Raw genomic sequence first — 22532 nt, forward strand, 5'->3', positions numbered from 1 at the left:
TTAGGGGTGAAAGGCCAATCAAACTCCGTGATAGCTGGTTCTCCCCGAAATGCATTTAGGTGCAGCGTCGTGTGTTTCTTGCCGGAGGTAGAGCACTGGATAGGCGATGGGCCCTACCGGGTTACTGACCTTAGCCAAACTCCGAATGCCGGTAAGTGAGAGCGCGGCAGTGAGACTGTGGGGGATAAGCTCCATGGTCGAGAGGGAAACAGCCCAGAGCATCGACTAAGGCCCCTAAGCGTACGCTAAGTGGGAAAGGATGTGGAGTCGCAGAGACAACCAGGAGGTTGGCTTAGAAGCAGCCACCCTTGAAAGAGTGCGTAATAGCTCACTGGTCAAGTGATTCCGCGCCGACAATGTAGCGGGGCTCAAGCGTACCGCCGAAGTCGTGTCATTGCAGCAGGTAGCCCTAACGGGTGCTGTGATGGGTAGGGGAGCGTCGTGTGCCGGGTGAAGCAGCCGTGGAAGCGAGTTGTGGACGGTTCACGAGTGAGAATGCAGGCATGAGTAGCGATACACACGTGGGAAACGTGTGCGCCGATTGACTAAGGGTTCCTGGGTCAAGCTGATCTGCCCAGGGTAAGTCGGGACCTAAGGCGAGGCCGACAGGCGTAGTCGATGGACAACCGGTTGATATTCCGGTACCCGCTTTGAAACGCCCAGTATCGAGCCCATTAATGCTAAGGCCGTGAAGCCGCCGGCTGAGTCTTCGGACGAGGTCGGAGTGGTGGAGCCGCTGACCCGAGGTGGTAGTAGGTAAGCGATGGGGTGACGCAGGAAGGTAGTCCAGCCCGGGCGGTGGTTGTCCCGGGGTAAGGGTGTAGCCCGAGAGATAGGCAAATCCGTCTCTCATGTGGGTGAGACCTGATGCCGAGCCGATTGTGGTGAAGTGGATGATCCTATGCTGTCGAGAAAAGCCTCTAGCGAGTTTCATGGCGGCCCGTACCCTAAACCGACTCAGGTGGTCAGGTAGAGAATACCGAGGCGTTCGGGTGAACTATGGTTAAGGAACTCGGCAAAATGCCCCCGTAACTTCGGGAGAAGGGGGGCCACGCCTGGTGATGAGTCTTGCACTCTGAGCTGGGGGTGGCCGCAGAGACCAGCGAGAAGCGACTGTTTACTAAAAACACAGGTCCGTGCGAAGCCGTAAGGCGATGTATACGGACTGACGCCTGCCCGGTGCTGGAACGTTAAGGGGACCGGTTAGCTCCATTTCGGTGGGGCGAAGCTGAGAACTTAAGCGCCAGTAAACGGCGGTGGTAACTATAACCATCCTAAGGTAGCGAAATTCCTTGTCGGGTAAGTTCCGACCTGCACGAATGGCGTAACGACTTCTCGACTGTCTCAACCATAGGCCCGGTGAAATTGCACTACGAGTAAAGATGCTCGTTTCGCGCAGCAGGACGGAAAGACCCCGGGACCTTTACTACAGTTTGATATTGGTGTTCGGTTCGGCTTGTGTAGGATAGGTGGGAGACTGTGAAGCTTGGACGCCAGTTCAGGTGGAGTCGTCGTTGAAATACCACTCTGGTCGTGCTGGATGTCTAACCTGGGTCCGTGATCCGGATCAGGGACAGTGTCTGATGGGTAGTTTAACTGGGGCGGTTGCCTCCTAAAGGGTAACGGAGGCGCCCAAAGGTTCCCTCAGCCTGGTTGGCAATCAGGTGTTGAGTGTAAGTGCACAAGGGAGCTTGACTGTGAGACCGACGGGTCGAGCAGGGACGAAAGTCGGGACTAGTGATCCGGCGGTGGCTTGTGGAAGCGCCGTCGCTCAACGGATAAAAGGTACCCCGGGGATAACAGGCTGATCTTCCCCAAGAGTCCATATCGACGGGATGGTTTGGCACCTCGATGTCGGCTCGTCGCATCCTGGGGCTGGAGTCGGTCCCAAGGGTTGGGCTGTTCGCCCATTAAAGCGGTACGCGAGCTGGGTTTAGAACGTCGTGAGACAGTTCGGTCCCTATCCGCTGTGCGCGTAGGAGTCTTGAGAAGGGCTGTCCCTAGTACGAGAGGACCGGGACGGACGAACCTCTGGTGTGCCAGTTGTCCTGCCAAGGGCATGGCTGGTTGGCTACGTTCGGGAGGGATAACCGCTGAAAGCATCTAAGCGGGAAGCCTGCTTCGAGATGAGGACTCCCACCCACTTGATGGGGTAAGGCTCCCAGTAGACGACTGGGTTGATAGGCCGGATATGGAAGCCAGGTGACTGGTGGAGTTGACCGGTACTAATAGGCCGAGGGCTTGTCCTCAGTTGCTCGCGTCCACTGTGTTTGTTCTGAAGTTGCGAACATGCCGAGACCGCGTTACCGCCGGTGGTGGGGTGCTGGTCGGCTGGTTGGACAGTTTCATAGAGTTTCGGTGGTCATAGCGTTAGGGAAACGCCCGGTTACATTCCGAACCCGGAAGCTAAGCCTTTCAGCGCCGATGGTACTGCAGGGGGGACCCTGTGGGAGAGTAGGACGCCGCCGAACAATCATTGGGCCTCAACCCCCGAGTGGAAACTCGGGGGTTGAGGCCTTTTTGCGTTGTTCCGTTGCCCTGCCGCGTCCTGCCGAGCAGGTGATTTCCTAGGCTTGAGGGCATGCGCTACGACCTCGTGATCTTCGACAACGACGGTGTCCTCGTGGACAGCGAGCCCCTGTCCAACACCATCCTTGCCGCGTACCTCACCGAGTTGGGGCATCCCACCTCCTACGCGGAATCCGTGCGCGACTACATGGGCGCCGCGGTGCACCGGGTGCACGAAATGGTCCTGGAGCGGACCGGGAAGCGGCTCCCGGACGACTTCGACGAGACACTGCACGCCCGCGTGTTCGCCGCGTTCGAGCGTGAGTTGACGCCCGTCCCCGGGGCCCTCGACATCCTGGGGAAGCTGACGGCCGACGGGGTGCCGTACTGCGTCGCGTCCTCCGGGAGCCATGAGCGCATCAGGGTCGGGCACCGGAAGACCGGGCTTGACGCGTGGTTCCACGAGGAGAACGTCTTCAGTGCCCAGGACGTGGGCCGTGGCAAGCCGGCGCCCGACCTGTTCCTGCACGCCGCCGAACGAATGGGTGCCGCCCCCGAGCGCTGCGTGGTCATCGAGGACAGTCCTCTCGGTGTCGCCGCCGCCCTCGCGGCGGGGATGGACGTGTACGGGTTCACCGCGATGACGCCGGCCGCGAACCTCTCCGGAGCCGACGGGTTCTTCGACGCCATGTCCGAGCTGCCCGAACTGCTGGCCTGACCGACCTACCCATGGGTAGGTGAGCGGCCTACGCTGTGCGGCCATGACGGACGCGCGGTTGCGGCACGGTCGGGCCTCGTTGGCGCTGAGCTTCTTCGTCCAGGGCGTGGCCTTCGCCCTCCTGGTGACGCGGATACCCGCCATCCAGGACCGCTACGGGATATCCGACGGCCAACTGCCGCTCTTCCTCGCGGCCGTTCCGGTCCTCGCCGGCGTCGGCAGCGCGGCCACCGGGAGGTTCGTCGCGCGACGGCCGCCGGCAGCGGTGCTGCGGTGGTCGCAGCCGGTGGTCCTGCTCTCCCTGCCGGCACTGGGGGCGGGCACCGTGGTGTGGCAGGCCGCCCTGGCCCTCGGGGTGTTCGGGCTGGCCGTCGGCGCACTGGACGCCTCGATGAACATGCTCGGTGTCAGCCTGCAGCAGGCGTACGGCCGGAGCATCATGCTCGGCTTCCACGCCGCGTACAGCCTCGGCGGGATACTCGGCACCTCCCTCGCCTGGATCGGCGCGCACGGGGATGTGCCGCTCCTGGTGTCGTACCTGCCGGCCGTTCTCGTGCTGCTGCCCGCGGCGCTGCTCGGCAGCCGTTGGTACGTCGGCGCCGGCAGCCCGGCACCGGGCGACGGCGCGAACCCGCCCGGGAGCGGGGGCGTGCCGTTCGGGCTGCTGCTGCCGCTGTGCATGGTGATGGCGTTCGCGTACATCGGTGACTCCACCGTGGCGAACTGGAGCGCCAAGTACCTCCAGGACGTGCTGGGGAGCTCCGAGGAGCTTGCGACGGTCCCGTACGGCGCCTACATGGTGACCACGCTGCTCGGGCGGGCCGTGGGGGATCTCGGGGTGCGCCGCTTCGGGGGTGTGACGGTCGTGCGGAGCGGGACGGTGCTGGCGGTCGGCGGGTTCGCCGTGGTGGCGGTGGCGCCCGGACCGCCGGCGGGTGTCGCCGGATTCACCCTGCTCGGTCTGGGCCTGTGCGTGATCGTGCCGCAGACGTTCGCCGCGGCGGGGCGGCTGGCCGTCGCGGGCGGCGGCCCGGGGGCGGGCAACGCGGCCGTCGCACGGCTCAACGTCTTCACCTACGTGGGGTTTCTGATCGGGGCACCGCTGGTCGGAGGGCTGGGCGACGCGTGGAGCTACCGGGGAGCGATGCTCGTCCCGATGGTGTTGGTGCTGGTGACGTGGCGGTACGCGAGGTCGTTCGAGCCGGAGGACGACCGATACGGTATCGGCCATGAGCGGCCGCGCACTGTTGATGTGGGACGAAGCGGTGACGAAGTATGACTTCGGCCCCGGGCATCCGATGGATCCCGTGCGGCTCGCGCTGACCATGGGGTTGGTGCGGGCCTACGGGCTGGACCGCGCCGTGGACGTGGTGGCGGGCAAGCCCGCGGGCGAGTCGACCCTGCGGCTGGTCCACCGCGAGGACTATGTGGCGGCGGTGCGGTCCGCTTCGGAGGACCCGCGGGCGGCGGACCCGTCGTACGGGCTGGGCACGATGGACGACCCGGCCTTCGCGGGCATGCACGAGGTGTCGGCGATGATCGCGGGGCACTCCGTGGGGGCGGCCGAGGCGGTGTGGCGGGGCGATGCCCCCCATGCCGTGAACTTCGCCGGCGGGCTGCACCACGCGATGCCGGGTTCGGCCTCCGGCTTCTGCATCTACAACGACGCGTCGCTGGCCATCGCGCGGCTGCTGGAGCTGGGGGCCGAGCGGGTCGTGTACCTGGACGTCGACGTGCATCACGGGGACGGTGTGCAGGCGGCGTTCTGGGACGACCCGAGGGTGCTGACGATCTCCCTGCACGAGCATCCCCGGACGCTCTTCCCGGGCACCGGATGGCCGGAGGAGACGGGTGGCCCGGGGAAGGGCGAGGGCTCCGCGGTCAACGTGGCGCTGCCCGCGGGGACCGGGGACGAGGGCTGGCTGCGCGCGTTCCACGCCGTCGTGCCGGAACTGCTGAGGGACTTCCGCCCGCAGGTCCTGGTCACGCAGCACGGAGCCGACACGCACTTCGAGGACCCGCTGGCGCACCTGGCCGTCTCCCTGGACGCCCAGCGGCTGGTGCAGGAGGCCTGCCACTCGCTGGCGCACGCGTACGTCGAGGACGGGCGCTGGCTGGCACTCGGCGGGGGCGGTTACGCGGTCGTGGACGTGGTGCCGAGGTCCTGGACCCACCTCGTCGGGATCGCCGCCCATGCGCCGGTGGACCCGGAGTCGGTGATCCCGTCCTCGTGGCGGGACGAGGTGTACGCGCGGACACGGCAGTTGGGTCCGGGGCGGATGACGGACGGCCGCACGCCGGCATGGCGTCCTTGGGAGGACGGCTACGACCCGGCGGACCGGCTGGACCAGGCGGTGCTCGCGACGCGCCGCGCGGTCTTCCCGCTGCGGGGCCTGCTCCCTTAGCGGGCCCCCGGCCGCCTGTTGCCGGGGGCGCCCGCCATGTGGAGGGCCAGCCGCGGCCGTTACGCCGACGGTGGGGATTCGCCGGGTTCCCGTCCCGCGGCGCCGGGCGCTGCGGGACGATCGTCGCCGTGGTGAGCAGAGGGGCGCTGCGGGCGCATCTGTTGGCGGCGGGACTCGCCGGGCCGGTGGCGACGTCCCGGGAGGAGAGCCTGCGGAGCTACCGGCTGTTCGCGGCGCGGGATCCGCGGGTCACGCTCGGGCTCGACCCCGAGTGGGCCTGGGGCGAACGGGACCTGATCGCGTTGATGGCGGACAGATGCGGGGTGTCCGGGGATCCGCAGCATGTTTCCGGTCAGGACGTCATCGATCCGGAGCGCACGCTGAGCGGGCTCGACGCGTTCGCCGGGCGGCTGGCGGCGGTCGCCGAACGCCGCGGGACCGTGCTGTTCGGGACCGGGCATCCGCAGCGGCTGCTCGGCTTCTACGCCGCGCTGGCAGACGCACTGTCGGCGGCGGGCTGTCTCGTTCTCACACCCGCGCAGGGGCGATGTGTCGACATAACGACCCGGTTCGGCGTACGTACGCACACCATCGACTACGTACGGGGAGTCGCGATGGTGCGAGCACCCGGAGCGCGGGAAGCGGGGTGTGGCACCGGCGTGCACACCCATTCCCCCCTCCCGGTGCGGGCCGCGCTGGAGGGTGCGGCGGAGTCCGGTACCTCCCTGCCGGAGCTGGTGGTCGGGGACCACGGTTGGGTCTGCGGCGCAGGTCAGCTCGGTTTCGAGGCCATCGGCCTGGCGGACGTGGACGATCCGGCGCTGTTCGTCGGGGAGGCCGAGGGGCGGGTGTCCGTCGCCGTCCCGCTGGATGACGCTGTGCGGTCCCCTTGCTACCGGCCGCTTACTCGCTATGTACTCAATCGGGCGTGTCTGTCACGGTAAACGACCGATGGCTGCTCCTCTTCCCCACTCGCACCACCCGCCCCTACTCTGGGGAGTGAGCGCACTGCGACGAAGAGTCACCGGAGGGGAAGCCGGTGTGCGTCGTGTGCGGAAGGTACAGGTGGGTCATGGCTGCTGGCGAAAGGCCTCTCAACGAGGTCAAGTTCCTGACCGTGGCGGAAGTCGCCTCGGTGATGCGCGTGTCGAAGATGACCGTGTACCGCTTGGTGCACAGCGGTCATCTGCCGGCGATCCGGGTGGGCAGGTCCTTCCGGGTTCCGGAGCAAGCGGTTCACGAGTACCTCCGGGAATCCTTTGTGGGGGTCGAATCGGCCTGAGACACCCCTCGGATTACAAGCTCGGAGCTCGGGCCGGTAGGCTAGGCCGACGTAGGTCGTGTGGGCCCAGACGCCCCGCACCGAGTGAAGAGAAGTGAGCGAGGGTAGTCGTGGGCTCTGTTATCAAGAAGCGGCGCAAGCGGATGGCCAAGAAGAAGCACCGCAAGCTGCTCAAGCGCACGCGTGTCCAGCGTCGCAACAAGAAGTAAGCGGCAGCTGTCGCGAACGCCGTGGCCCCTTTCACCCGCGAGGTGGACGGGGCCACGGTGCTTTCCGGCCGGTGGTGTCGTGCGTTGGGATCAAAGAGCCGGGTAGAAGGCCCTGCGGTCAACACGGCGCAACATCAACCCGCTACGGTGACGCATAGCCAGGACCGAACGGAAGGCGCTGATCTTGGGCAAGGTCGTGCTCGTCACCGGTGTGGCCCGGCAGCTCGGGGGCCGCTTCGTACGCCGAATCCAGCGGGACCCCGGAGTGGAACGGGTGGTGGGCGTCGACGCGGTGACTCCCGGGCACCGTCTCGGCGGAGCCGATTTCGTACGGGCTGACATCCGGCAGCCGGCCATAGCGCGGGTCCTGGCCGAGCACGACGTGGACACCGTGGTTCACCTGGACGTCACGGGCACCCCGCTCGGGTCCGGGGGGCGTACCGCGGTCAAGGAGACCAACGTCATCGGCACCATGCAACTGCTCGGTGCCTGCCAGAAGTCGCCGACCGTCCGCCGGCTGGTGGTCAAGTCCAGTACGAGCGTCTACGGCTCCGCCTCGCGCGACCCGGCCGTCTTCACCGAGACCACGCCCCCCAAGTCCCTGCCGAGCGGTGGCTTCGCCAAGGACGCCGTCGAGGTCGAGGGCTATGTGCGCGGCTTCGCGCGCCGCAGGCCGGATGTCGCGGTGTGCGTGCTGCGGTTCGCCAACATCCTCGGGCCGCACGCCGACTCCCCGCTCGCGGACTACTTCTCGCTGCCCGTCATGCCGACCGTGCTGGGCTATGACCCCCGGCTGCAGTTCGTCCACGAGGACGACGTCGTCGACGTGCTGCGGATCGCCTGCCACGAGCCCCGCCGCGGCACGCTGAACAGCGGCACGTTCAACATCGCGGGCGACGGTGTGCTGCTGCTGTCGCAGTGCTCGCGGAGGCTCGGCCGCCCCACGGTGCCGGTGCTGCTGCCCGCGGTGACCTGGGTCGGCTCCGCCCTGCGCACGGTCGGCATCACCGACTTCTCGCCGGAGCAGATCCGGCTCCTCACGCACGGCCGGGTGGTCAGCACGGTGCAGATGCGCGAGACACTGGGCTTCGAGCCCGCCTACACGACCGCGGAGACCTTCGCCGACTTCGCGCGGAGCTGCGGGCCGGGCCTGCTGCCGCCGGAGACCCTGGCGAGAGCGGTCGACAAGGTCGCCGCGCTGCCGTCGGCCGGCGGTGCCACCCCACCGAGCGCCGGATAAGGAGCGCGAGCAACGATGGCGGACGCCAAGGTCATTCCGTTCGACGACGACCGGTCGCGCAACGGCGCGCCGCAGCGCTCGGCGCGGCGCCGCACCGGATCGGGCCGGCGGAAATCCGTGGGCGAGTCGGCGCGTGAGATCACGGTCGGTTCCGTGCCGGGACAGCTGGGCGGGGATCGGGCGGTGCCGAAGGACGCGGCGGCCCGCGGGGACGCGGACGGGACGCCCGGGCAGCCGTCGCAGGGCCCGGGGCCACGTGGCACGGACACCGGCTGGGACCAGCGCATCGCCGGCGGGCTGGCGTTTCTGCGGCGCCGGCTCACCGGTGACTACGACGTCGACGAGTTCGGCTACGACAAGGAGCTCACCGACCAGGTGCTGATGTCGCTGCTGCGGCCGTTGTACGCCAAGTACTTCCGGGTCGAGGTGAAGGGCATCGAGAACATCCCCGCCGACGGCGGGGCGCTGGTCGTCGCCAACCACTCCGGGACGCTGCCCCTGGACGGCCTGATGATGCAGGTGGCCGTCCATGACAACCACCCGGCCGGGAGGCACCTGCGGCTGCTCGCCGCGGACCTGGTCTTCGTGCTGCCGGTGATAAACGAACTGGCGCGCAAGGCCGGGCACACGCTGGCGTGCACGGAGGACGCGGAACGGCTGCTACGGCGGGGCGAGGTCGTCGGGGTGATGCCGGAGGGCTTCAAGGGCATCGGAAAGCCGTTCGGCGACCGCTACAAGCTCCAGCGCTTCGGGCGGGGCGGTTTCGTCTCGACGGCGCTGCGGGCGGGCGTGCCGATCGTGCCGTGCTCGATCGTCGGGGCCGAGGAGATCTATCCGATGATCGGCAACGCGAAGACGCTCGCGCGGCTGCTGGGATTCCCGTACTTCCCGATCACGCCGACGTTTCCGTGGCTCGGGCCGCTGGGGGCGGTGCCGCTGCCGACGAAGTGGACGATTCAGTTCGGGGAGCCGATTCCGACGGACGGCTATCCGCCGGAGGCGGCCGAGGACCCGATGCTGATGTTCAACCTCACCGACCAGGTGCGGGAGCAGATCCAGCACACGCTGTACAAACTGCTGGTGCAGCGGCGGTCCGTGTTCTTCTGACCGCCCTGTTCGGCGGCCGCCCCGGACTGTCCCTGCGGCCGCCCCGGTGGTCCCTGACGCAAGGGCGGGGGCCGGATACGCGTCGAAGCGTATCCGGCCCCCGCCCTGCTGCCTCTCACCGGCCCCGGTGCAGCGGGCTAGGGTGTGTCCTCGCTGTCGAGGCCCAGGCCCGGCAGGAGCCCCGGCAACAGCGGCGGGATCGTCACGTCCGGTACGGGCGCGGCCGGGTCCGGGAGCTTGCCGGACGGTGACGGCGAGGCGCTGTTCTGCGGGGGAGTGAGCAACCCGCCCGTGTTGCCGCCGATGAGCTGCTCGTCCTCCACGGTGCCCGACCCGGACGGCTGGGGCCGGCTGTCCCCGGCCGGGCCGCCGGCGGACGGCGAGGAGGGCGTGGAGGGGTGGGTCTCCGAGGAGTTCGAGGGGTCCTCCGGGGACGATCCGGGACTGCTCGATCCCAGGCGCTCCGCCTCGGGAGGACGGGGCAGCAGCGACCGCAGCGGGCCGACCTCCTGGTCTATGGCGTCGAAGACCGAGCTCACCTGGTCGCCGACGTCGGTGAGCTGGGCGGGCAGCCGGTCCCGCAGTCCGTTCCACACCTCGCGGTGGTTGCTGGAGAAGGACGACAGAGTGGCGATGGGGCCGAGCGAGCCGTCCCGCTCGTACGCCTGGTGCAGCAGCCGGTGGCCCTCGGAGACGTCGTGCCGCATGCCGCTGAGGGTGTGCCTGATCTCGTTCATCGACTCGGTGTCCAGCTCGCCCGCGCGGCCGCGCTCCATGAGGCGGCGGGCCTCGTTCAGCCGGGTGGAGGCCTGGTCGAGGTAGAGCGCGCCGCGGTCCGCGTCGTCGTCGGCCATGCCGAGCTTCAGGTCCTCCATGCCGCGTTTCAGCCCGTAGAGGGAGTCACCGGGGAGGGCGTCGGAGCTGGCGGCCGCCACCCCGCCGAAGGCACCGGCGGCCACTCCGACCGTCAGTCCCCCGGCCGCGAGGCCCTTGGACCACCGGGAGCGCGGACGGAGTCTCCGGAGCGGGGAGGCCCGATGGGCTCCGCGGCGGGAGCTCCGCTGCTCCGGAACGGTAGGGCCCCGGGCTGCGGAGCCCTCCGCGAACATGGCTTCCATGGCGGCCACGAGCCGGGCTCGCTGCACCACCTTGACATCGGGATCCAACTCCGGCTTCGGCAGTTCGCCGAGGCCGTTCGCCAGGGCCAACAGCCGTCCCTGCTCGGCCGGCTGGGCCGAACTCTCGGGCTGCTCGGCCGCCGCGCCCCGGAGCGCCTGAGTCTCCAGGGCCTGGGCGAAGGCGTTCGCCCGCCGGTGCGCCGAAACGTTCGCGATCACTGGCGGCACCTCCTCTCGTCATGACGGTCGACTCCCCGGGGGGTCCGGAAGGTTGCACGACTTGAGCACATCCACACGAAAGAGTGAGTGGCTGCGCGCACGACGTGACCGCAGGGAGCCTGCATTGCGCACAACGAGCGGCTCGGCAGTTGGGTTACGCGCGGAGGATGATCGGACCAGTGCGTCATCGAGTGCTCACGGATGGTGAGTTGGGAGTGGGCGGGCCGGGGACGGGCGCGTGGGGGGCGGGGTGGTGCCGGTGGGACCTTCACGGGGGACGGGACGGGACGGTCGATGGGCGGCGGGTGTCGGCGGGTGTCGGCGGGTGTCGGCGGGTGTCGGCGGTTGTCAGCGGGCGTCGTCGGGCAGCAGCCGGGCCAGGGTGCGCACGGCCCGGTACTGCAGGGTCTTGATCGCCCCCTCGTTCTTCCCCATCACCCGGGCGGTCTCGGCGACCGAGAGGCCCTGGAGGAAGCGGAGGGTGACGCACTCCTGCTGCTGCGGATTGAGCTTGCGGACCGCTTCGAGCAGCGCCGCGTTGGAGAGCGACTCCAGTACCGACTCCTCGGGACTGCGCTCCACCTCGTTGGCGTCGAGCATCTCGCCGGTCGTCACTTCCAGCCGGAACCGGCTCGACTTGAAGTGGTCGGCGACGAGATTCCGGGCGATGGTCACCAGCCAGGCGCCGAAGTCGCGGCCCTGCCAGGTGAACGTGGAGATCCGGCGCAGGGCGCGGAGGAAGGTCTCGCTGGTGAGGTCCTCCGCCGTGGCCTTGCCGCCGACCCGGTAGTAGATGTAGCGGTAGACGGTGTCGCTGTACTGGTCGTAGAGCCGGCCGAACGCCTCCGCCTCGCCCGCCTGCGCGCGTTCGACCAGTTCCATCATCCGCGCGCTGTCGCTGTCGGCACTCGGCCGGCGGGCGGCGGTCGAGGTGGCGGCGTGGCGGCCGCCCCGTCTGCCCGCCTCTCGCTCGCCCGGCCGTCCGTCGACCACGCCGCTGCGGGCCGGCGCCTTCTCGATGCGGTCGGCCAGGGCGTAGCAGGGACCGGCAGGGCCGAGGGCGGCCGGGCTCGCGGCGAAGGCGGGGACGGCGTACGCGGTGGGGACGAAGCCGCGCATGTGGTCGAGGACCACCGCGCGGAGCGTAGCCAGGCCCGAGGCGTCAACCCCGACGTGTGGGTACACGGGACTCCCAGAGGCAGAGCTTCCATCACGTGCTGTGCGGGACCGGTCACTCGTCGTGGCGACGCGTGGGGCCCATGTGCGTCTGAGGAGAATAACGCTTCGTACAGGCAGTGCTACACCCAGTTGCTCAAATCATCGAATCCGTCGCTTCTGTTACGGCAAGGCGGCACATTTGGTCGCAGATTGTGATCGATTGCTGATCGGACTACTTCGGCATCGCTGGGGAGCGTGATGGGTTGTGTTCGTGTGAGGGCGTTGCGACTGGCGGGTGGCAGGACGGGGTAGGCCCCCCGGAATGCCGGGTGCCGGGGGCCCGATGTCGGATGTCGTTCGTCGCGTGCCGTGGCGGGAGGTGGGGCGTTCGGGGCCCGCCTCCGCCGTGGGAGGCAGGGGACGCGGGAGGCCGGCACCGCGGCGCCGTGCTGGGCCGCGATCGTGCGGTCAGCGGCGGCGCCGGTGCAGGGCCACGGCGGCCGCCGTGCCGCCCGCGAGGGCGCCGACCCCGGCGGCGGCCGGGATGCCGACCTTCGCCGCCTTGCGGCCCGTGCGGTAGTCGCGCAGCCGCCAGTCGCGCTCCCGGGCGTGCTTGCGCAGCTTGGTGTCCGGGTTGATGGCGTACGGATGTCCCACCAGGGAGAGCATCGGGATGTCGTTGTGCGAGTCGCTGTACGCCGCGCAGCGCGACAGGTCGAGGTTCTCGGCACCGGCCAGGGCCCGTACCGCCTCGGCCTTGGCCGGGCCGTGCAGCGGCTCGCCCACGAGCTTGCCGGTGTAGACGCCGTCGACGGACTCGGCGACCGTGCCGAGCGCGCCGGTCAGCCCCAGCCGGCGGGCGATGATCGTCGCGGTCTCCACCGGCGCGGCGGTGACCAGCCACACCTTCTGGCCCGCGTCGAGATGGGCCTGGGCGAGGGCGCGGGTGCCCGGCCAGATGCGGTCCGCCATGTACTCGTCGTAGATCTCCTCGCCGATCGACATCAGCTCGGAGACGCGGTGGCCCTTGACGATGGACAGCGCCGACTCGCGCACGTCCTGCATGTGCTCGGGGTCCTCGACGCCCGCGATCCGGAACCACGTCTGCTGCCAGGCGAACCGCGCCAGCTCCCGGCGCTGGAAGAACTTGCGCTTGTACAGGCCGCGGCCGAAGTGGAAGATCGCGGCGCCCTGCATGACGGTGTTGTCCAGGTCGAAGAAGGCGGCGGCGGCGACGTCCCCGGCCACGGGGAAGGCGGGCTCGGCCGGTGCGGTGTCCGCGCCGGCCCGGGCCCGGGCGTCCGTCTCGAACTGCTGTGACGTCTTGCGTGCTGCCTCGGCTGCGGCCTCGCCGGCGAGAACGCTCCGGGCGGTCGAGGAGCGCCTACGGGGAGTGAGCCATCCCAGTGCGGCCATGTCGTGAGCATAGCCAGTCCGCTCGCCGGTTCCCGACGCACGGGGATGCCGGGGCGTGAACTCTCCGCGGCCGGATTGTTAAAGGGGCCGTCAGGGTGTGTCGCGCGCGGGCGGACAATAGGGGGCATGACTCCTCTGCTGCCGCGTGGCAAGAAGAAGGCCGGTGACCGTGTGGTGACCCTGATCGGAAAGCCCGGGTGCCATCTCTGTGACGACGCGCGGTCCGTGGTCGAGCGGGTGTGCGCGGAGACGGGGGCGGCCTTCGAGGAGAAGGACATCACCCGGGACGAGGAACTGCACCGGGCGTACTGGGAGCAGATCCCCGTGGTGCTGGTGGACGGGGAGCAGCACACGTTCTGGCGCGTGGATGCCGCCCGGCTCCGCCGCGAACTGGGGGCGTGACCGAAAGACGGCTACCATCGTGGGCGTTTTGCTGGGGTCTCGGGGGCGTGGCTGTGAGGAGTGTGAACCGCTTTGCCCCCTTTGGATTCTCCGCGAGAGTCGATCACCCCGGGTTCCGGGATGGCGCGTTCGGATTGCGTGACCCCGGTCACTTTGCACGGACAAAGCGGACACTATCTTTGTGCACGCGTTCACAAAGACATAGCCTGCTGTCGACGGGGCGGTCCTGGGACGCATGGCCGCCTGCCTCGCTCATCCCGCAGGAGCACCGTGGCAACTGGCCGAACCCACCGACCGGCGACTCGCAGCCGAGGAATCCCCGAGGCCACCGTCGCCCGGCTTCCGCTGTATCTGCGCGCGCTGACCGCGCTGTCGGAGCGCTCCGTGCCGACGGTCTCCTCCGAGGAGCTCGCGGCCGCCGCGGGGGTCAATTCCGCGAAGCTCCGCAAGGACTTCTCGTACCTCGGCTCCTACGGGACCCGCGGTGTCGGGTACGACGTCGAGTACCTCGTCTACCAGATCTCCCGTGAGCTCGGCCTGACCCAGGACTGGCCGGTCGTGATCGTCGGTATCGGCAACCTCGGCGCCGCTCTCGCCAACTACGGCGGATTCGCCTCCCGCGGCTTCCGCGTGGCCGCGCTGATCGACGCCGACCCGGCGATGGCCGGCAAGCCGGTCGCGGGCATCGCGGTCCAGCACACGGACGAGCTGGAGAAGATCATCTCGGACAACGGCGTGTCCATCGGGGTCATCGCGACCCCCGCGGGCGCCGCGCAGCAGGTGTGCGACCGGCTCGTCGCCGCGGGCGTGACCTCCATCCTCAACTTCGCACCCACCGTGCTCTCGGTGCCGGACGGCGTGGATGTGCGCAAGGTCGACCTCTCGATCGAGCTGCAGATCCTCGCCTTCCACGAGCAGCGCAAGGCCGGCGAGGAGACCGAGGGTGAGGCCGCCGTGCCGCCCGTCGCGCCGACCGGCGCCTCCGCCTCCGCCGCGGCCGACGGCCGGAAGGGACCCGACGGGGACGTGCCCGCCGTGATGCCGGCATGAGCCTCCTCGTCGTCGGCCTCAGCCACCGCAGCGCCCCGGTCAGCGTCCTGGAGCGGGCCTCGCTCTCCGCGGAGACGCAGGGCAAGCTGCTGCAGGACGCCCTCGCCGCGGAGCCCGCGGCGGAAGCGGCCGTACTCGCCACCTGCAACCGGATCGAGCTCTACGCCGACGTGGACAAGTTCCACGCGGGAGTCGCCGAACTCTCGACGCTGCTGTCCCAGCACAGCGGCGTCGGGCTGGAGGAGCTCACCCCCTATCTGTACGTGCACTACGAGGACCGGGCCGTCCACCATCTGTTCTCGGTGGCCTGCGGTCTGGACTCGATGGTCGTCGGCGAGGGCCAGATCCTCGGCCAGATCAAGGACTCGCTCGCGCTCGGCCAGGAGCTGCACAGCGCGGGCCGGCTGCTGAACGACCTGTTCCAGCAGTCCCTGCGGGTCGGCAAGCGCGCCCACAGCGAGACCGGTATCGACCGGGCCGGGCAGTCGCTCGTCAGCTTCGGCCTGGAGCAGCTGGCCGAGGGCACCCCCACCGGGGAGTGGGCCGCGGGCAGGAGCGCGCTCGTCATCGGCGCGGGCTCGATGTCCTCACTCGCCGCCGCCACGCTGGCGCGCGCCGGGGTGGCCGAGGTCGTCGTCGCGAACCGTACCCGTGAGCGCGCCGAACGGCTGGTGCGGATCCTCACCGAGCCCGGCGGTACGGGCGTCCGCGCCCGGGCCGTCGACATGGCCTCCGTCGCCGGCGAACTGGCACGTGCCGACGTCGTGGTCTCCTGCACCGGCGCGACCGGGCTGGTGCTCGGGGCCGAGGCCGTCGAGGCCGCGCTCGCGGGCCGCGAGGAGCCGCTGGCCCTGCTCGACCTCGCCATGCCCCGGGACATCGACGCCGCGGTCCACCGGCTCGACGGGGTCCGGCTCGTCGACATCGAGTCCCTCGCCGGGGCGTCCGCGGACGTGCCGATGGCCGCCGACGTCGACCGGGTGCGCGCCATCGTGGCCGCCGAGGTCGCCGCCTTCGGGGCCGCCCAGCGTGCCGCGCACATCACGCCGACCGTGGTCGCCCTGCGCGCCATGGCCGCCGACGTCGTGGCCGGCGAGATCGCCAGGCTCGAGGGCCGGCTGCCGGGCCTGGACGAGCGGCAGCGCGCGGAGGTCGCCCAGACGGTCCGCCGGGTCGTGGACAAGCTCCTGCACGCGCCCACCGTGCGGATCAAACAGCTCGCGGCCGAGCCCGGGGGCGCCGGGTACGCGGACGCGCTGCGCACACTCTTCGACCTCGACCCGGAGACGGTCGCCTCCGTCAGCCGGGCCGACGTCACCGACGCCGACATCAAGAACCGAGGGCGAGTATGACCGAGAGGGCATCGGGGACCGAGCGGCCCCTGCGGCTCGGAACCAGGCGCAGCAAGCTCGCCATGGCCCAGTCCGGGCATGTGGCGGAGGCGGTGCGGCGGCTGACCGGCCGCTCCGTCGAGCTCGTGGAGATCACCACGTACGGCGACACCTCGCGCGAGCACCTGGCGCAGATCGGCGGCACCGGTGTGTTCGTCACGGCGCTGCGCGACGCGCTGCTCGCCGGCGAGGTCGACTTCGCGGTGCACTCCCTGAAGGACCTGCCGACCACGCAGCCGGACGACCTCGTCCTGGCCGCGATCCCGCGGCGGGAGGACCCGCGTGACGCGCTGGTCGCCCGGGACGGGCTGACCCTGGACCGGCTGCCGACGGGCGCCCGGGTGGGCACCGGCTCGCCGCGCCGGATGGCGCAGCTCAACGCGTACGCCCGCTCGCACGGGCTGCAGATCGAGACCGTGCCGATCCGGGGGAACGTCGACACCCGCATCGGTTTCGTGCGGGACGGGGAACTGGACGCGGTGGTGCTCGCCGCGGCCGGCCTGAACCGTATCGGCCGGATCGACGAGGCGACCGAGTTCCTGCCGGTCGACGCGGTCCTGCCCGCCCCCGGCCAGGGGGCCCTGGCGGTGGAGTGCCCGGCGGCCGACACCGCCCTCGCCGCCACGCTCGCCGAGCTCGACGACCCGTACACCCGGGCCGCCGTGACCGCCGAGCGGTCCCTGCTCGCCGCCCTGGAGGCCGGCTGCAGTGCGCCCGTGGGCGCGCTGGCCGACCTGCCCGCCGGCGGGCAGGCTGTTCATGAAATGCGCCTGCGGGGTGTCGTCGGTACCACCGACGGTTCCACGCTGGTGCAGCTGTCCATCACCGGTCCCGTGCCCACGTCGCACGACGAAGCCGTGGCACTCGGGCGCGAACTCGCCTCGGAGATGCTCGCCAAGGGCGCGGCCGGTCTTATGGGGGAGCGCGCACTTTGAGCCCCACCACCTCGAACGTCCCTGCTGGTCCGGTACACGGGCAGGTCACCTTCCTCGGCGCCGGTCCCGGTGATCCGGGCCTGCTGACGCTGCGCGCCGTCGAGGCGCTGGCGGGTGCGGACGTGTTGATCGCCGAGCCGGAAGTCCTCGACGTCGTTCGCGGCCACGCGCGCGCCGGAGTGAGCACACCTGAGCTGACCGTTGTTGACGATGCCTCAACAACCGCCGATGTCCCGGTGTTGAGGGACGCGGCCAATCTTGTCATGGAGGCCGTGCGGGGCGGCAAGCGGGTGGTCCGTGCCGTGAGCGGTGACCCCGGGCTCGACGGCGACGCCGGGGCCGAGATGCTCGCCTGCGCCGCCGAGGGCATCCCCTTCGAGGTCGTGCCGGGTGTGGCGACCGCGGTCGGGGTGCCCGCGTACGCGGGTGTGCCGCTGCGTGACGCGCACGGCACGGATGTGCGGTTCATCGACGCCCGGACCGCGGACGCCCGCTGCTGGACCGAGGTCGGTGCCTCGGACGGCACCGTCGTGGTGTCCACGACGCTGGACGCCGTGGCGCCGGCGGCCGGGGAGCTGGTGTCGGCCGGGCGCAAGCCCGACACCCCGCTGACGGTGACGGTGGCCGGTACGACGACGCGGCAGCGGACGTGGACGGCGACGCTCGGGACCATCGCCCAGGTCTTCAAGCAGGGCAAGGTGCTGCCGTCGCCGGAGGGCCACCGGCCGGTCATAGTCGTGGTCGGCGAGCGCAGCGCCGCCGCGCAGCGCGACCAGCTCGCCTGGTTCGAGTCCAAGCCGCTGTTCGGCTGGAAGGTGCTCGTGCCGCGCACCAAGGAGCAGGCCGCTTCGCTCTCCGACCAGCTCAGGTCCTACGGAGCCGTGCCGCACGAGGTTCCGACCATCGCCGTCGAGCCGCCGCGTACGCCGCAGCAGATGGAGCGCGCGGTCAAGGGGCTGGTCACCGGCCGCTACGAGTGGATCGCCTTCACCTCGGTCAACGCCGTGAAGGCGGTGCGGGAGAAGTTCGAGGAGTACGGGCTGGACGCCCGCGCCTTCGCCGGGATCAAGGTGGCGGCGGTGGGCGAGCAGACCGCGCGGTCGCTGATCGAGTTCGGCGTCAAACCGGATCTGGTGCCGAGCGGTGAGCAGTCGGCGGCGGGTCTGCTGGAGGACTGGCCGCCGTACGACCCGGTGTTCGACCCGATCGACCGGGTGTTCCTGCCGCGGGCCGACATCGCCACCGAGACCCTGGTGGCGGGCCTGATCGAGCTGGGCTGGGAGGTCGACGACGTCACCGCCTACCGGACCGTGCGGGCCTCGCCGCCGCCGGCGGAGACCCGGGAGGCGATCAAGGGCGGCGGTTTCGACGCCGTGCTCTTCACCTCGTCGTCCACCGTGCGGAACCTGGTCGGCATCGCCGGCAAGCCGCACAACGTGACGGTGATCGCCTGTATCGGTCCCGCGACCGCGAAGACGGCGGAGGAGCACGGGCTGCGGGTCGACGTGCTGTCGCCCGAGCCGTCGGTGCACAAGCTGGCCGAGGCGCTCGCGGAGTTCGGGGCGCGGCGCCGGGAGGCCGCGCTGGAGGCGGGCGACCCGGTGACGCGGCCGAGCGAGCGGCGTCCGGGAGCGCGTAGACGCCGGACGACGTGAGGGCGGAGGCCCTCCGGTGTGAGCGCGGAGGGCGTGCGACGTTTCTGCGGACGGCGTGCGGTGTGCCTGGGACGGCGTCCGGTGTGCGCTATGCCTGCGGACGGCGTCCGGTGTGAGTGCGGACGCTGTCCCGGGTGATGCTAGGGACATGGCCGGAAGGGGTCGTGGGGATGCTCCCCGCGGCCCCTTCGCGTGCGTTCCGGGCCGTACCGCTACGGGAGCCGCGCGGTCGCCCCGGGGGGACACGGTGTCGGCAAGAGCGGTCCCCGCACGGGCGTAGCGTGGTGGGCATGACTGTGTACGGATCCTTCCCCGGGTCGCGGCCGCGACGGCTGCGAACCACCCCCGCGATGCGGCGCATGGTCGCCGAGACGAGGCTGAACCCCGCCGATCTGATCCTCCCCGCGTTCGTGCGGGAGGGGGTGCGCGAGCCGGTGCCGATCGGGGCGATGCCCGGCGTCGTGCAGCACTCGATGGACACCCTGCGCAAGGCGGCCGTCGAGGCCCGGGAGGCCGGGGTCTCCGGAATCATGCTCTTCGGTGTGCCGGAGGACGCGAAGAAGGACGCGACCGGCACGGCGGGCACGGACCCCGGCGGGATCCTGCAGGTCGCCATCCGCGCCGTGAGGGAGGAGGTCGGCGACGAACTGGTCGTCATGTCCGACCTCTGCCTGGACGAGTACACCGACCACGGCCACTGCGGGGTGCTCGACGCGGACGGCCGGGTCGACAACGACGCCACGCTGGAGCGGTACGCCGAGATGGCCCAGGTCCAGGCGGACGCGGGCGTCCATGTCGTCGGCCCCAGCGGGATGATGGACGGTCAGATCGGGGTGGTCCGGGACGCGCTCGACACCATCGGCAAGGAGGACGTGTCGATCCTCGCCTACACCGCGAAGTACTCGTCCGCGTTCTACGGGCCGTTCCGCGAGGCCGTCGGCTCCTCCCTGACGGGCGACCGCAAGACGTACCAGCAGGACCCCGCGAACCTGCGGGAGTCCCTGCGGGAGCTGGCGCTCGACCTGGAGGAGGGCGCGGACATGGTCATGGTCAAGCCCGCCGGGCCGTACCTCGACGTGCTGGCGAGGGTCGCGGAGTCGGTGGACGTGCCCGTCGCCGCGTACCAGATCAGCGGTGAGTACGCGATGGTCGAGGCCGCGGCGGAGAAGGGCTGGATCGAGCGCGACAAGGCGATTTTGGAGACCCTGACCGGGATCCGGCGCGCGGGCGCGCAGATGATCCTGACGTACTGGGCGACGGAGGTCGCGCAGAAGCTCGGCGGCGCCCGGCGATAGCGCCGCGGCGGAACGGCCCGCCCGCTGGAGGGGCCACGCCCACCGGGAGGGTCTGCCGGGGGCGGCCGGGCGGGGACGAGGTGGTGATCAGCCTGCCGTCGGCGCACCCTGGGAGTGGTACCGCTGTGGAGGTGATCCGCCATGCAGACTCTCGTCGGCTGGCACGTCGATATGGAGTTCCTCGAGGAAGGCGACAGGACCAGGGCGGCCGCGATGCTGCGGCTCGCCGACGGCACGGAAGTGCGCGGCCACGGGCACGCCAGCCGTCATCCGTCCGACCCGGCCCAGCTGCGGGTCGGCGAGGAGATCGCCGGCGCTCGGGCGCTCATGGACATCGCGCAGACCCTGCTCAAGAAGGCCCATGACGAGATCGAGGAGACGACGGGAAGGCCGGCCCACCCGATCAATCGCTGACGCGCGAGGCGAACGGGGGACGGCCCCGGCGATCACTAGAACTCAAGTCGATCGCCGGGGCCGTCCGCGTCGGTGCGCCGGACCGGTCTGGCCCGGTGCCGCGCGTCAGAGGCGCGCGGGGGTGCGGATGCCCAGCAGGGCCATGCCCTGGTGGAGCGTGCGGGCGGTCAGGTCGCAGAGGAACAGCCGGTTCTCCACCTGGGCCGGGGTGTCCGCCTTGAGGACCGGGCACTCCGAGTAGAACGTCGTGTAGAGCGACGCCAGCTGGTACAGGTACGCGGCCAGCTTGTGCGGTTCGTAGCCGGACGCCGCCTCCGCGACCGCCTCGCCGAACCGGTCGAGGTGCAGACCCAGCGCCCGCTCGGACGGGGCCAGCCCGAGCTCCGCGTGGGCCCGCGGCCTGGCGTCCCCGGCCTTGCGCAGGATCGACTGGATACGGGCGTAGGCGTACTGGAGGTACACGGAGGTGTCGCCGTTGAGGGACACCATCTGGTCGAGGTCGAACTTGTAGTCGCGGGCCGCGGACGTGGACAGGTCCGCGTACTTCACCGCGCCGATGCCGACCTGGGCGCCCCGCTCGGCGATCTCCTCCTCCGACAGGTCCTGGGCCTTCTCCCGGACGACGGCCGAGGCCCGCTCGATCGCCTCGTCCAGCAGGTCGACCAGCCGCACCGTCTCGCCCTCACGGGTCTTGAACGGCTTGCCGTCCTTGCCGAGGACGGTGCCGAAGGCCAGCTGGACGGCCTTGACCCGGTCGCTCAGCCAGCCGGCCCGGCGGGCGGTCTCGAAGACCATCTTGAAGTGCAGGGACTGACGGGCGTCCACGACGTAGATCAGACTGTCCGCGCCGAGGTTCCGCACCCGGTCCCGGATCGCGGACAGGTCCGTCGCCGCGTAGCCGTAGCCGCCGTCGGACTTCCGCACGATCAGGGGGACGGGCTTGCCGTCCGGACCCTTCACGTCGTCGAAGAACACGCACAGAGCGCCTTCGGAGCGCACCGCGACGCCGGACTCCTCGAGGATGCGGCAGGTCTCGTCGAGCATGTGGTTGTAGCCCGACTCGCCCACCACGTCGGGGTCGTGGATCTCCATGTCGAGCTTGTCGAAGACGGAGTAGAAGTAGATCTTCGACTCGTCGACGAACCGCTGCCAGAGGGCGAGGGTCCGCTCGTCGCCCGACTGCAGGTCCACCACCCGCCGCCGGGCGCGCTCCTTGAACTCCGGGTCGGAGTCGAACAGGGCCCGGGAGGCCTTGTAGAGCCGGTTCAGGTTGGACATGGCCTCCTCGCCGGAGACGGCGGCCTCGTCCTCGTGGTCCAGCTCGTGGGGGTGCTCGATCAGGAACTGGATGAGCATGCCGAACTGGGTGCCCCAGTCGCCGATGTGGTGGCGCCGGACCACCTTCTCGCCGGTGAACTCGAGGATCCGCACCATGGCGTCGCCGATCACGGCCGAGCGGAGGTGGCCGACGTGCATCTCCTTGGCCACGTTGGGCTGCGCGTAGTCGATCACCGTGGTGCCCGCGCCGTCGGCGAGCGGCACCCCGAGACGGTCGTCGGCGGCCCGGGCGGAGAGCGTCCCGGTGATCGCCCGGTCGGAGACCGTGATGTTCAGGAAGCCGGGGCCCGAGACCTCGATCTCCCGCAGCACGTCGTCGGCCGGGACGGACGCGACCACCTGGGCCGCGAGCTCGCGCGGATTGCCCTTGAGCTTCTTGGCGAGCGCCAGGATGCCGTTGGCCTGGAAGTCGGCCCGGTCGCTGCGTCGCAGCAGCGGGTCGGCGGAGCCGGCTTCCGGCAGGGCTGCCGAGAGGGCGTCCGCGAGGCGCTGCTGCACGGTCGAGGCGAGGGAAGGGACCGAGGCCATGGGCTTCCGTTTCCTGTGAGTGGGGCGTGGTGGGGCGTCGTAGGTCGTCGTCGGGCGTGGTTCGTCGTCGGGCGTGGGTCGGCGTGGGTCGGCGTGATCCGTCGTGGGTCGGCGTGGGGCGCCGGGCGGTGCGGTCGGCGCCGA

Annotated in this window: 19 protein-coding genes and 2 rRNA genes (1 of these 21 running past the window's edge); 17 read left to right on the forward strand and 4 right to left on the reverse strand. The window is 70.2% G+C overall.

The genetic code is table 11. The features are described from left to right. The 10 genes from DDW44_RS17095 to DDW44_RS17140 form a co-directional block, all read left to right on the forward strand. Positions 1-2249, forward strand: a 23S ribosomal RNA gene (locus tag DDW44_RS17095); it begins 876 nt to the left of the window's first position. A 105-nt stretch (positions 2250-2354) separates the two neighbouring features. Then, positions 2355-2471: ribosomal RNA gene (gene rrf / locus DDW44_RS17100) — 5S ribosomal RNA — on the forward strand. 110 nt (positions 2472-2581) lie between these two features. Beyond that, positions 2582-3226 carry an HAD family hydrolase gene (locus DDW44_RS17105; protein WP_108906983.1) on the forward strand — a complete coding sequence of 215 codons (645 nt, stop codon included), beginning with the start codon at positions 2582-2584 and terminating at the stop codon, positions 3224-3226. 43 nt (positions 3227-3269) lie between these two features. Continuing rightward, positions 3270-4505, forward strand: a complete 1236-nt coding sequence (locus DDW44_RS17110; RefSeq protein ID WP_208647971.1) for an MFS transporter — start codon at positions 3270-3272, stop codon at positions 4503-4505. Continuing rightward, the gene (locus DDW44_RS17115; protein WP_108906985.1) at positions 4456-5631 is read left to right on the forward strand and encodes an acetoin utilization protein AcuC; all 1176 of its coding nucleotides are present in this window, start codon (positions 4456-4458) and stop codon (positions 5629-5631) included. The genes DDW44_RS17110 and DDW44_RS17115 overlap by 50 nt, the downstream gene beginning before the upstream one ends. Before the next feature lie 128 nt (positions 5632-5759). After that, complete coding sequence (locus DDW44_RS17120) at positions 5760-6575, forward strand: phosphatase (RefSeq protein ID WP_108906986.1); 816 nt, start codon at positions 5760-5762, stop codon at positions 6573-6575. Positions 6576-6703: 128 nt separating this feature from the next. Continuing rightward, on the forward strand, positions 6704-6913 hold the full coding sequence (locus DDW44_RS17125; RefSeq protein ID WP_158687078.1) for a helix-turn-helix domain-containing protein: 210 nt from the start codon (positions 6704-6706) through the stop codon (positions 6911-6913). 110 nt (positions 6914-7023) lie between these two features. After that, positions 7024-7122, forward strand: a complete 99-nt coding sequence (locus DDW44_RS17130) for a 30S ribosomal protein bS22 (RefSeq protein ID WP_003948845.1) — start codon at positions 7024-7026, stop codon at positions 7120-7122. A gap of 184 nt (positions 7123-7306) precedes the next feature. Next, the gene (locus DDW44_RS17135) at positions 7307-8362 is read left to right on the forward strand and encodes an NAD-dependent epimerase/dehydratase family protein (RefSeq protein ID WP_017948659.1); all 1056 of its coding nucleotides are present in this window, start codon (positions 7307-7309) and stop codon (positions 8360-8362) included. 15 nt (positions 8363-8377) lie between these two features. Beyond that, the gene (locus DDW44_RS17140; RefSeq protein ID WP_108906987.1) at positions 8378-9469 is read left to right on the forward strand and encodes a lysophospholipid acyltransferase family protein; all 1092 of its coding nucleotides are present in this window, start codon (positions 8378-8380) and stop codon (positions 9467-9469) included. A gap of 137 nt (positions 9470-9606) precedes the next feature. Here DDW44_RS17140 and DDW44_RS17145 read toward each other — a convergent pair whose 3' ends face one another. The 3 genes from DDW44_RS17145 to DDW44_RS17155 all read right to left on the reverse strand — a co-directional run bounded on the left by DDW44_RS17145 (position 9607) and on the right by DDW44_RS17155 (position 13380). Beyond that, positions 9607-10806, reverse strand: coding sequence for a DUF5667 domain-containing protein (locus DDW44_RS17145; protein WP_108906988.1), 1200 nt, complete (start codon positions 10804-10806; stop codon positions 9607-9609). A gap of 348 nt (positions 10807-11154) precedes the next feature. Beyond that, complete coding sequence (locus tag DDW44_RS17150) at positions 11155-11991, reverse strand: ECF subfamily RNA polymerase sigma factor, BldN family (protein ID WP_026165411.1); 837 nt, start codon at positions 11989-11991, stop codon at positions 11155-11157. Between the two features lie 441 nt (positions 11992-12432). Further along, positions 12433-13380, reverse strand: coding sequence for an HAD family hydrolase (locus DDW44_RS17155; RefSeq protein ID WP_018889441.1), 948 nt, complete (start codon positions 13378-13380; stop codon positions 12433-12435). Between the two features lie 126 nt (positions 13381-13506). On the opposite strand from DDW44_RS17155, the gene DDW44_RS17160 reads away from it, so the two are divergent. The 7 genes from DDW44_RS17160 (at position 13507) to DDW44_RS17190 (ending at position 20522) form a co-directional block, all read left to right on the forward strand. After that, positions 13507-13782, forward strand: a complete 276-nt coding sequence (locus DDW44_RS17160; RefSeq protein ID WP_017948664.1) for a glutaredoxin family protein — start codon at positions 13507-13509, stop codon at positions 13780-13782. A gap of 270 nt (positions 13783-14052) precedes the next feature. Then, positions 14053-14832, forward strand: a complete 780-nt coding sequence (locus DDW44_RS17165) for a redox-sensing transcriptional repressor Rex (protein WP_027734955.1) — start codon at positions 14053-14055, stop codon at positions 14830-14832. After that, positions 14829-16184 (forward strand): glutamyl-tRNA reductase, encoded by a 1356-nt coding sequence (locus tag DDW44_RS17170; protein ID WP_018889439.1) that lies wholly within the window; start codon positions 14829-14831, stop codon positions 16182-16184. The genes DDW44_RS17165 and DDW44_RS17170 overlap by 4 nt, the downstream gene beginning before the upstream one ends. Next, on the forward strand, positions 16181-17158 hold the full coding sequence (hemC, locus tag DDW44_RS17175; RefSeq protein ID WP_108906989.1) for a hydroxymethylbilane synthase: 978 nt from the start codon (positions 16181-16183) through the stop codon (positions 17156-17158). Before DDW44_RS17170 ends, hemC begins: the two co-directional genes overlap by 4 nt. Then, positions 17155-18813 (forward strand): bifunctional uroporphyrinogen-III C-methyltransferase/uroporphyrinogen-III synthase, encoded by a 1659-nt coding sequence (locus tag DDW44_RS17180; protein ID WP_026165413.1) that lies wholly within the window; start codon positions 17155-17157, stop codon positions 18811-18813. The genes hemC and DDW44_RS17180 overlap by 4 nt, the downstream gene beginning before the upstream one ends. A 290-nt stretch (positions 18814-19103) precedes the next feature. Further along, positions 19104-20108, forward strand: coding sequence for a porphobilinogen synthase (hemB, locus tag DDW44_RS17185; RefSeq protein ID WP_108908865.1), 1005 nt, complete (start codon positions 19104-19106; stop codon positions 20106-20108). 141 nt (positions 20109-20249) lie between these two features. Then, positions 20250-20522, forward strand: coding sequence for a DUF1876 domain-containing protein (locus DDW44_RS17190; RefSeq protein ID WP_017948670.1), 273 nt, complete (start codon positions 20250-20252; stop codon positions 20520-20522). A 105-nt stretch (positions 20523-20627) separates the two neighbouring features. Here DDW44_RS17190 and argS read toward each other — a convergent pair whose 3' ends face one another. Next, a complete protein-coding gene (argS, locus tag DDW44_RS17195; protein ID WP_108906990.1) occupies positions 20628-22388 on the reverse strand; it encodes an arginine--tRNA ligase in 1761 nt (586 codons plus the stop codon). Between the last annotated feature and the right edge of the window lie 144 nt (positions 22389-22532).

The sequence above is a fragment of the Streptomyces tirandamycinicus genome (genome assembly GCF_003097515.1).
In the GTDB taxonomy this organism is placed as follows: Bacteria; Actinomycetota; Actinomycetes; order Streptomycetales; family Streptomycetaceae; genus Streptomyces; species Streptomyces tirandamycinicus.

Excerpts from the sequence above, each read along its gene's own strand:
- DDW44_RS17140 (WP_108906987.1), top strand. The coding sequence starts at position 8,378 with ATGGCGGACGCCAAGGTCATTCCGTTCGACGACGACCGGTCGCGCAAC.
- DDW44_RS17105 (WP_108906983.1), top strand. The coding sequence starts at position 2,582 with ATGCGCTACGACCTCGTGATCTTCGACAACGACGGTGTCCTCGTGGAC.
- DDW44_RS17110 (WP_208647971.1), top strand. The coding sequence starts at position 3,270 with ATGACGGACGCGCGGTTGCGGCACGGTCGGGCCTCGTTGGCGCTGAGC.
- DDW44_RS17125 (WP_158687078.1), top strand. The coding sequence starts at position 6,704 with ATGGCTGCTGGCGAAAGGCCTCTCAACGAGGTCAAGTTCCTGACCGTG.
- DDW44_RS17160 (WP_017948664.1), top strand. The coding sequence starts at position 13,507 with ATGACTCCTCTGCTGCCGCGTGGCAAGAAGAAGGCCGGTGACCGTGTG.
- hemB (WP_108908865.1), top strand. The coding sequence starts at position 19,104 with ATGACTGTGTACGGATCCTTCCCCGGGTCGCGGCCGCGACGGCTGCGA.
- DDW44_RS17170 (WP_018889439.1), top strand. The coding sequence starts at position 14,829 with ATGAGCCTCCTCGTCGTCGGCCTCAGCCACCGCAGCGCCCCGGTCAGC.
- DDW44_RS17155 (WP_018889441.1), bottom strand. The coding sequence starts at position 13,380 with ATGGCCGCACTGGGATGGCTCACTCCCCGTAGGCGCTCCTCGACCGCC.
- hemC (WP_108906989.1), top strand. The coding sequence starts at position 16,181 with ATGACCGAGAGGGCATCGGGGACCGAGCGGCCCCTGCGGCTCGGAACC.
- DDW44_RS17190 (WP_017948670.1), top strand. The coding sequence starts at position 20,250 with ATGCAGACTCTCGTCGGCTGGCACGTCGATATGGAGTTCCTCGAGGAA.
- DDW44_RS17115 (WP_108906985.1), top strand. The coding sequence starts at position 4,456 with ATGAGCGGCCGCGCACTGTTGATGTGGGACGAAGCGGTGACGAAGTAT.
- argS (WP_108906990.1), bottom strand. The coding sequence starts at position 22,388 with ATGGCCTCGGTCCCTTCCCTCGCCTCGACCGTGCAGCAGCGCCTCGCG.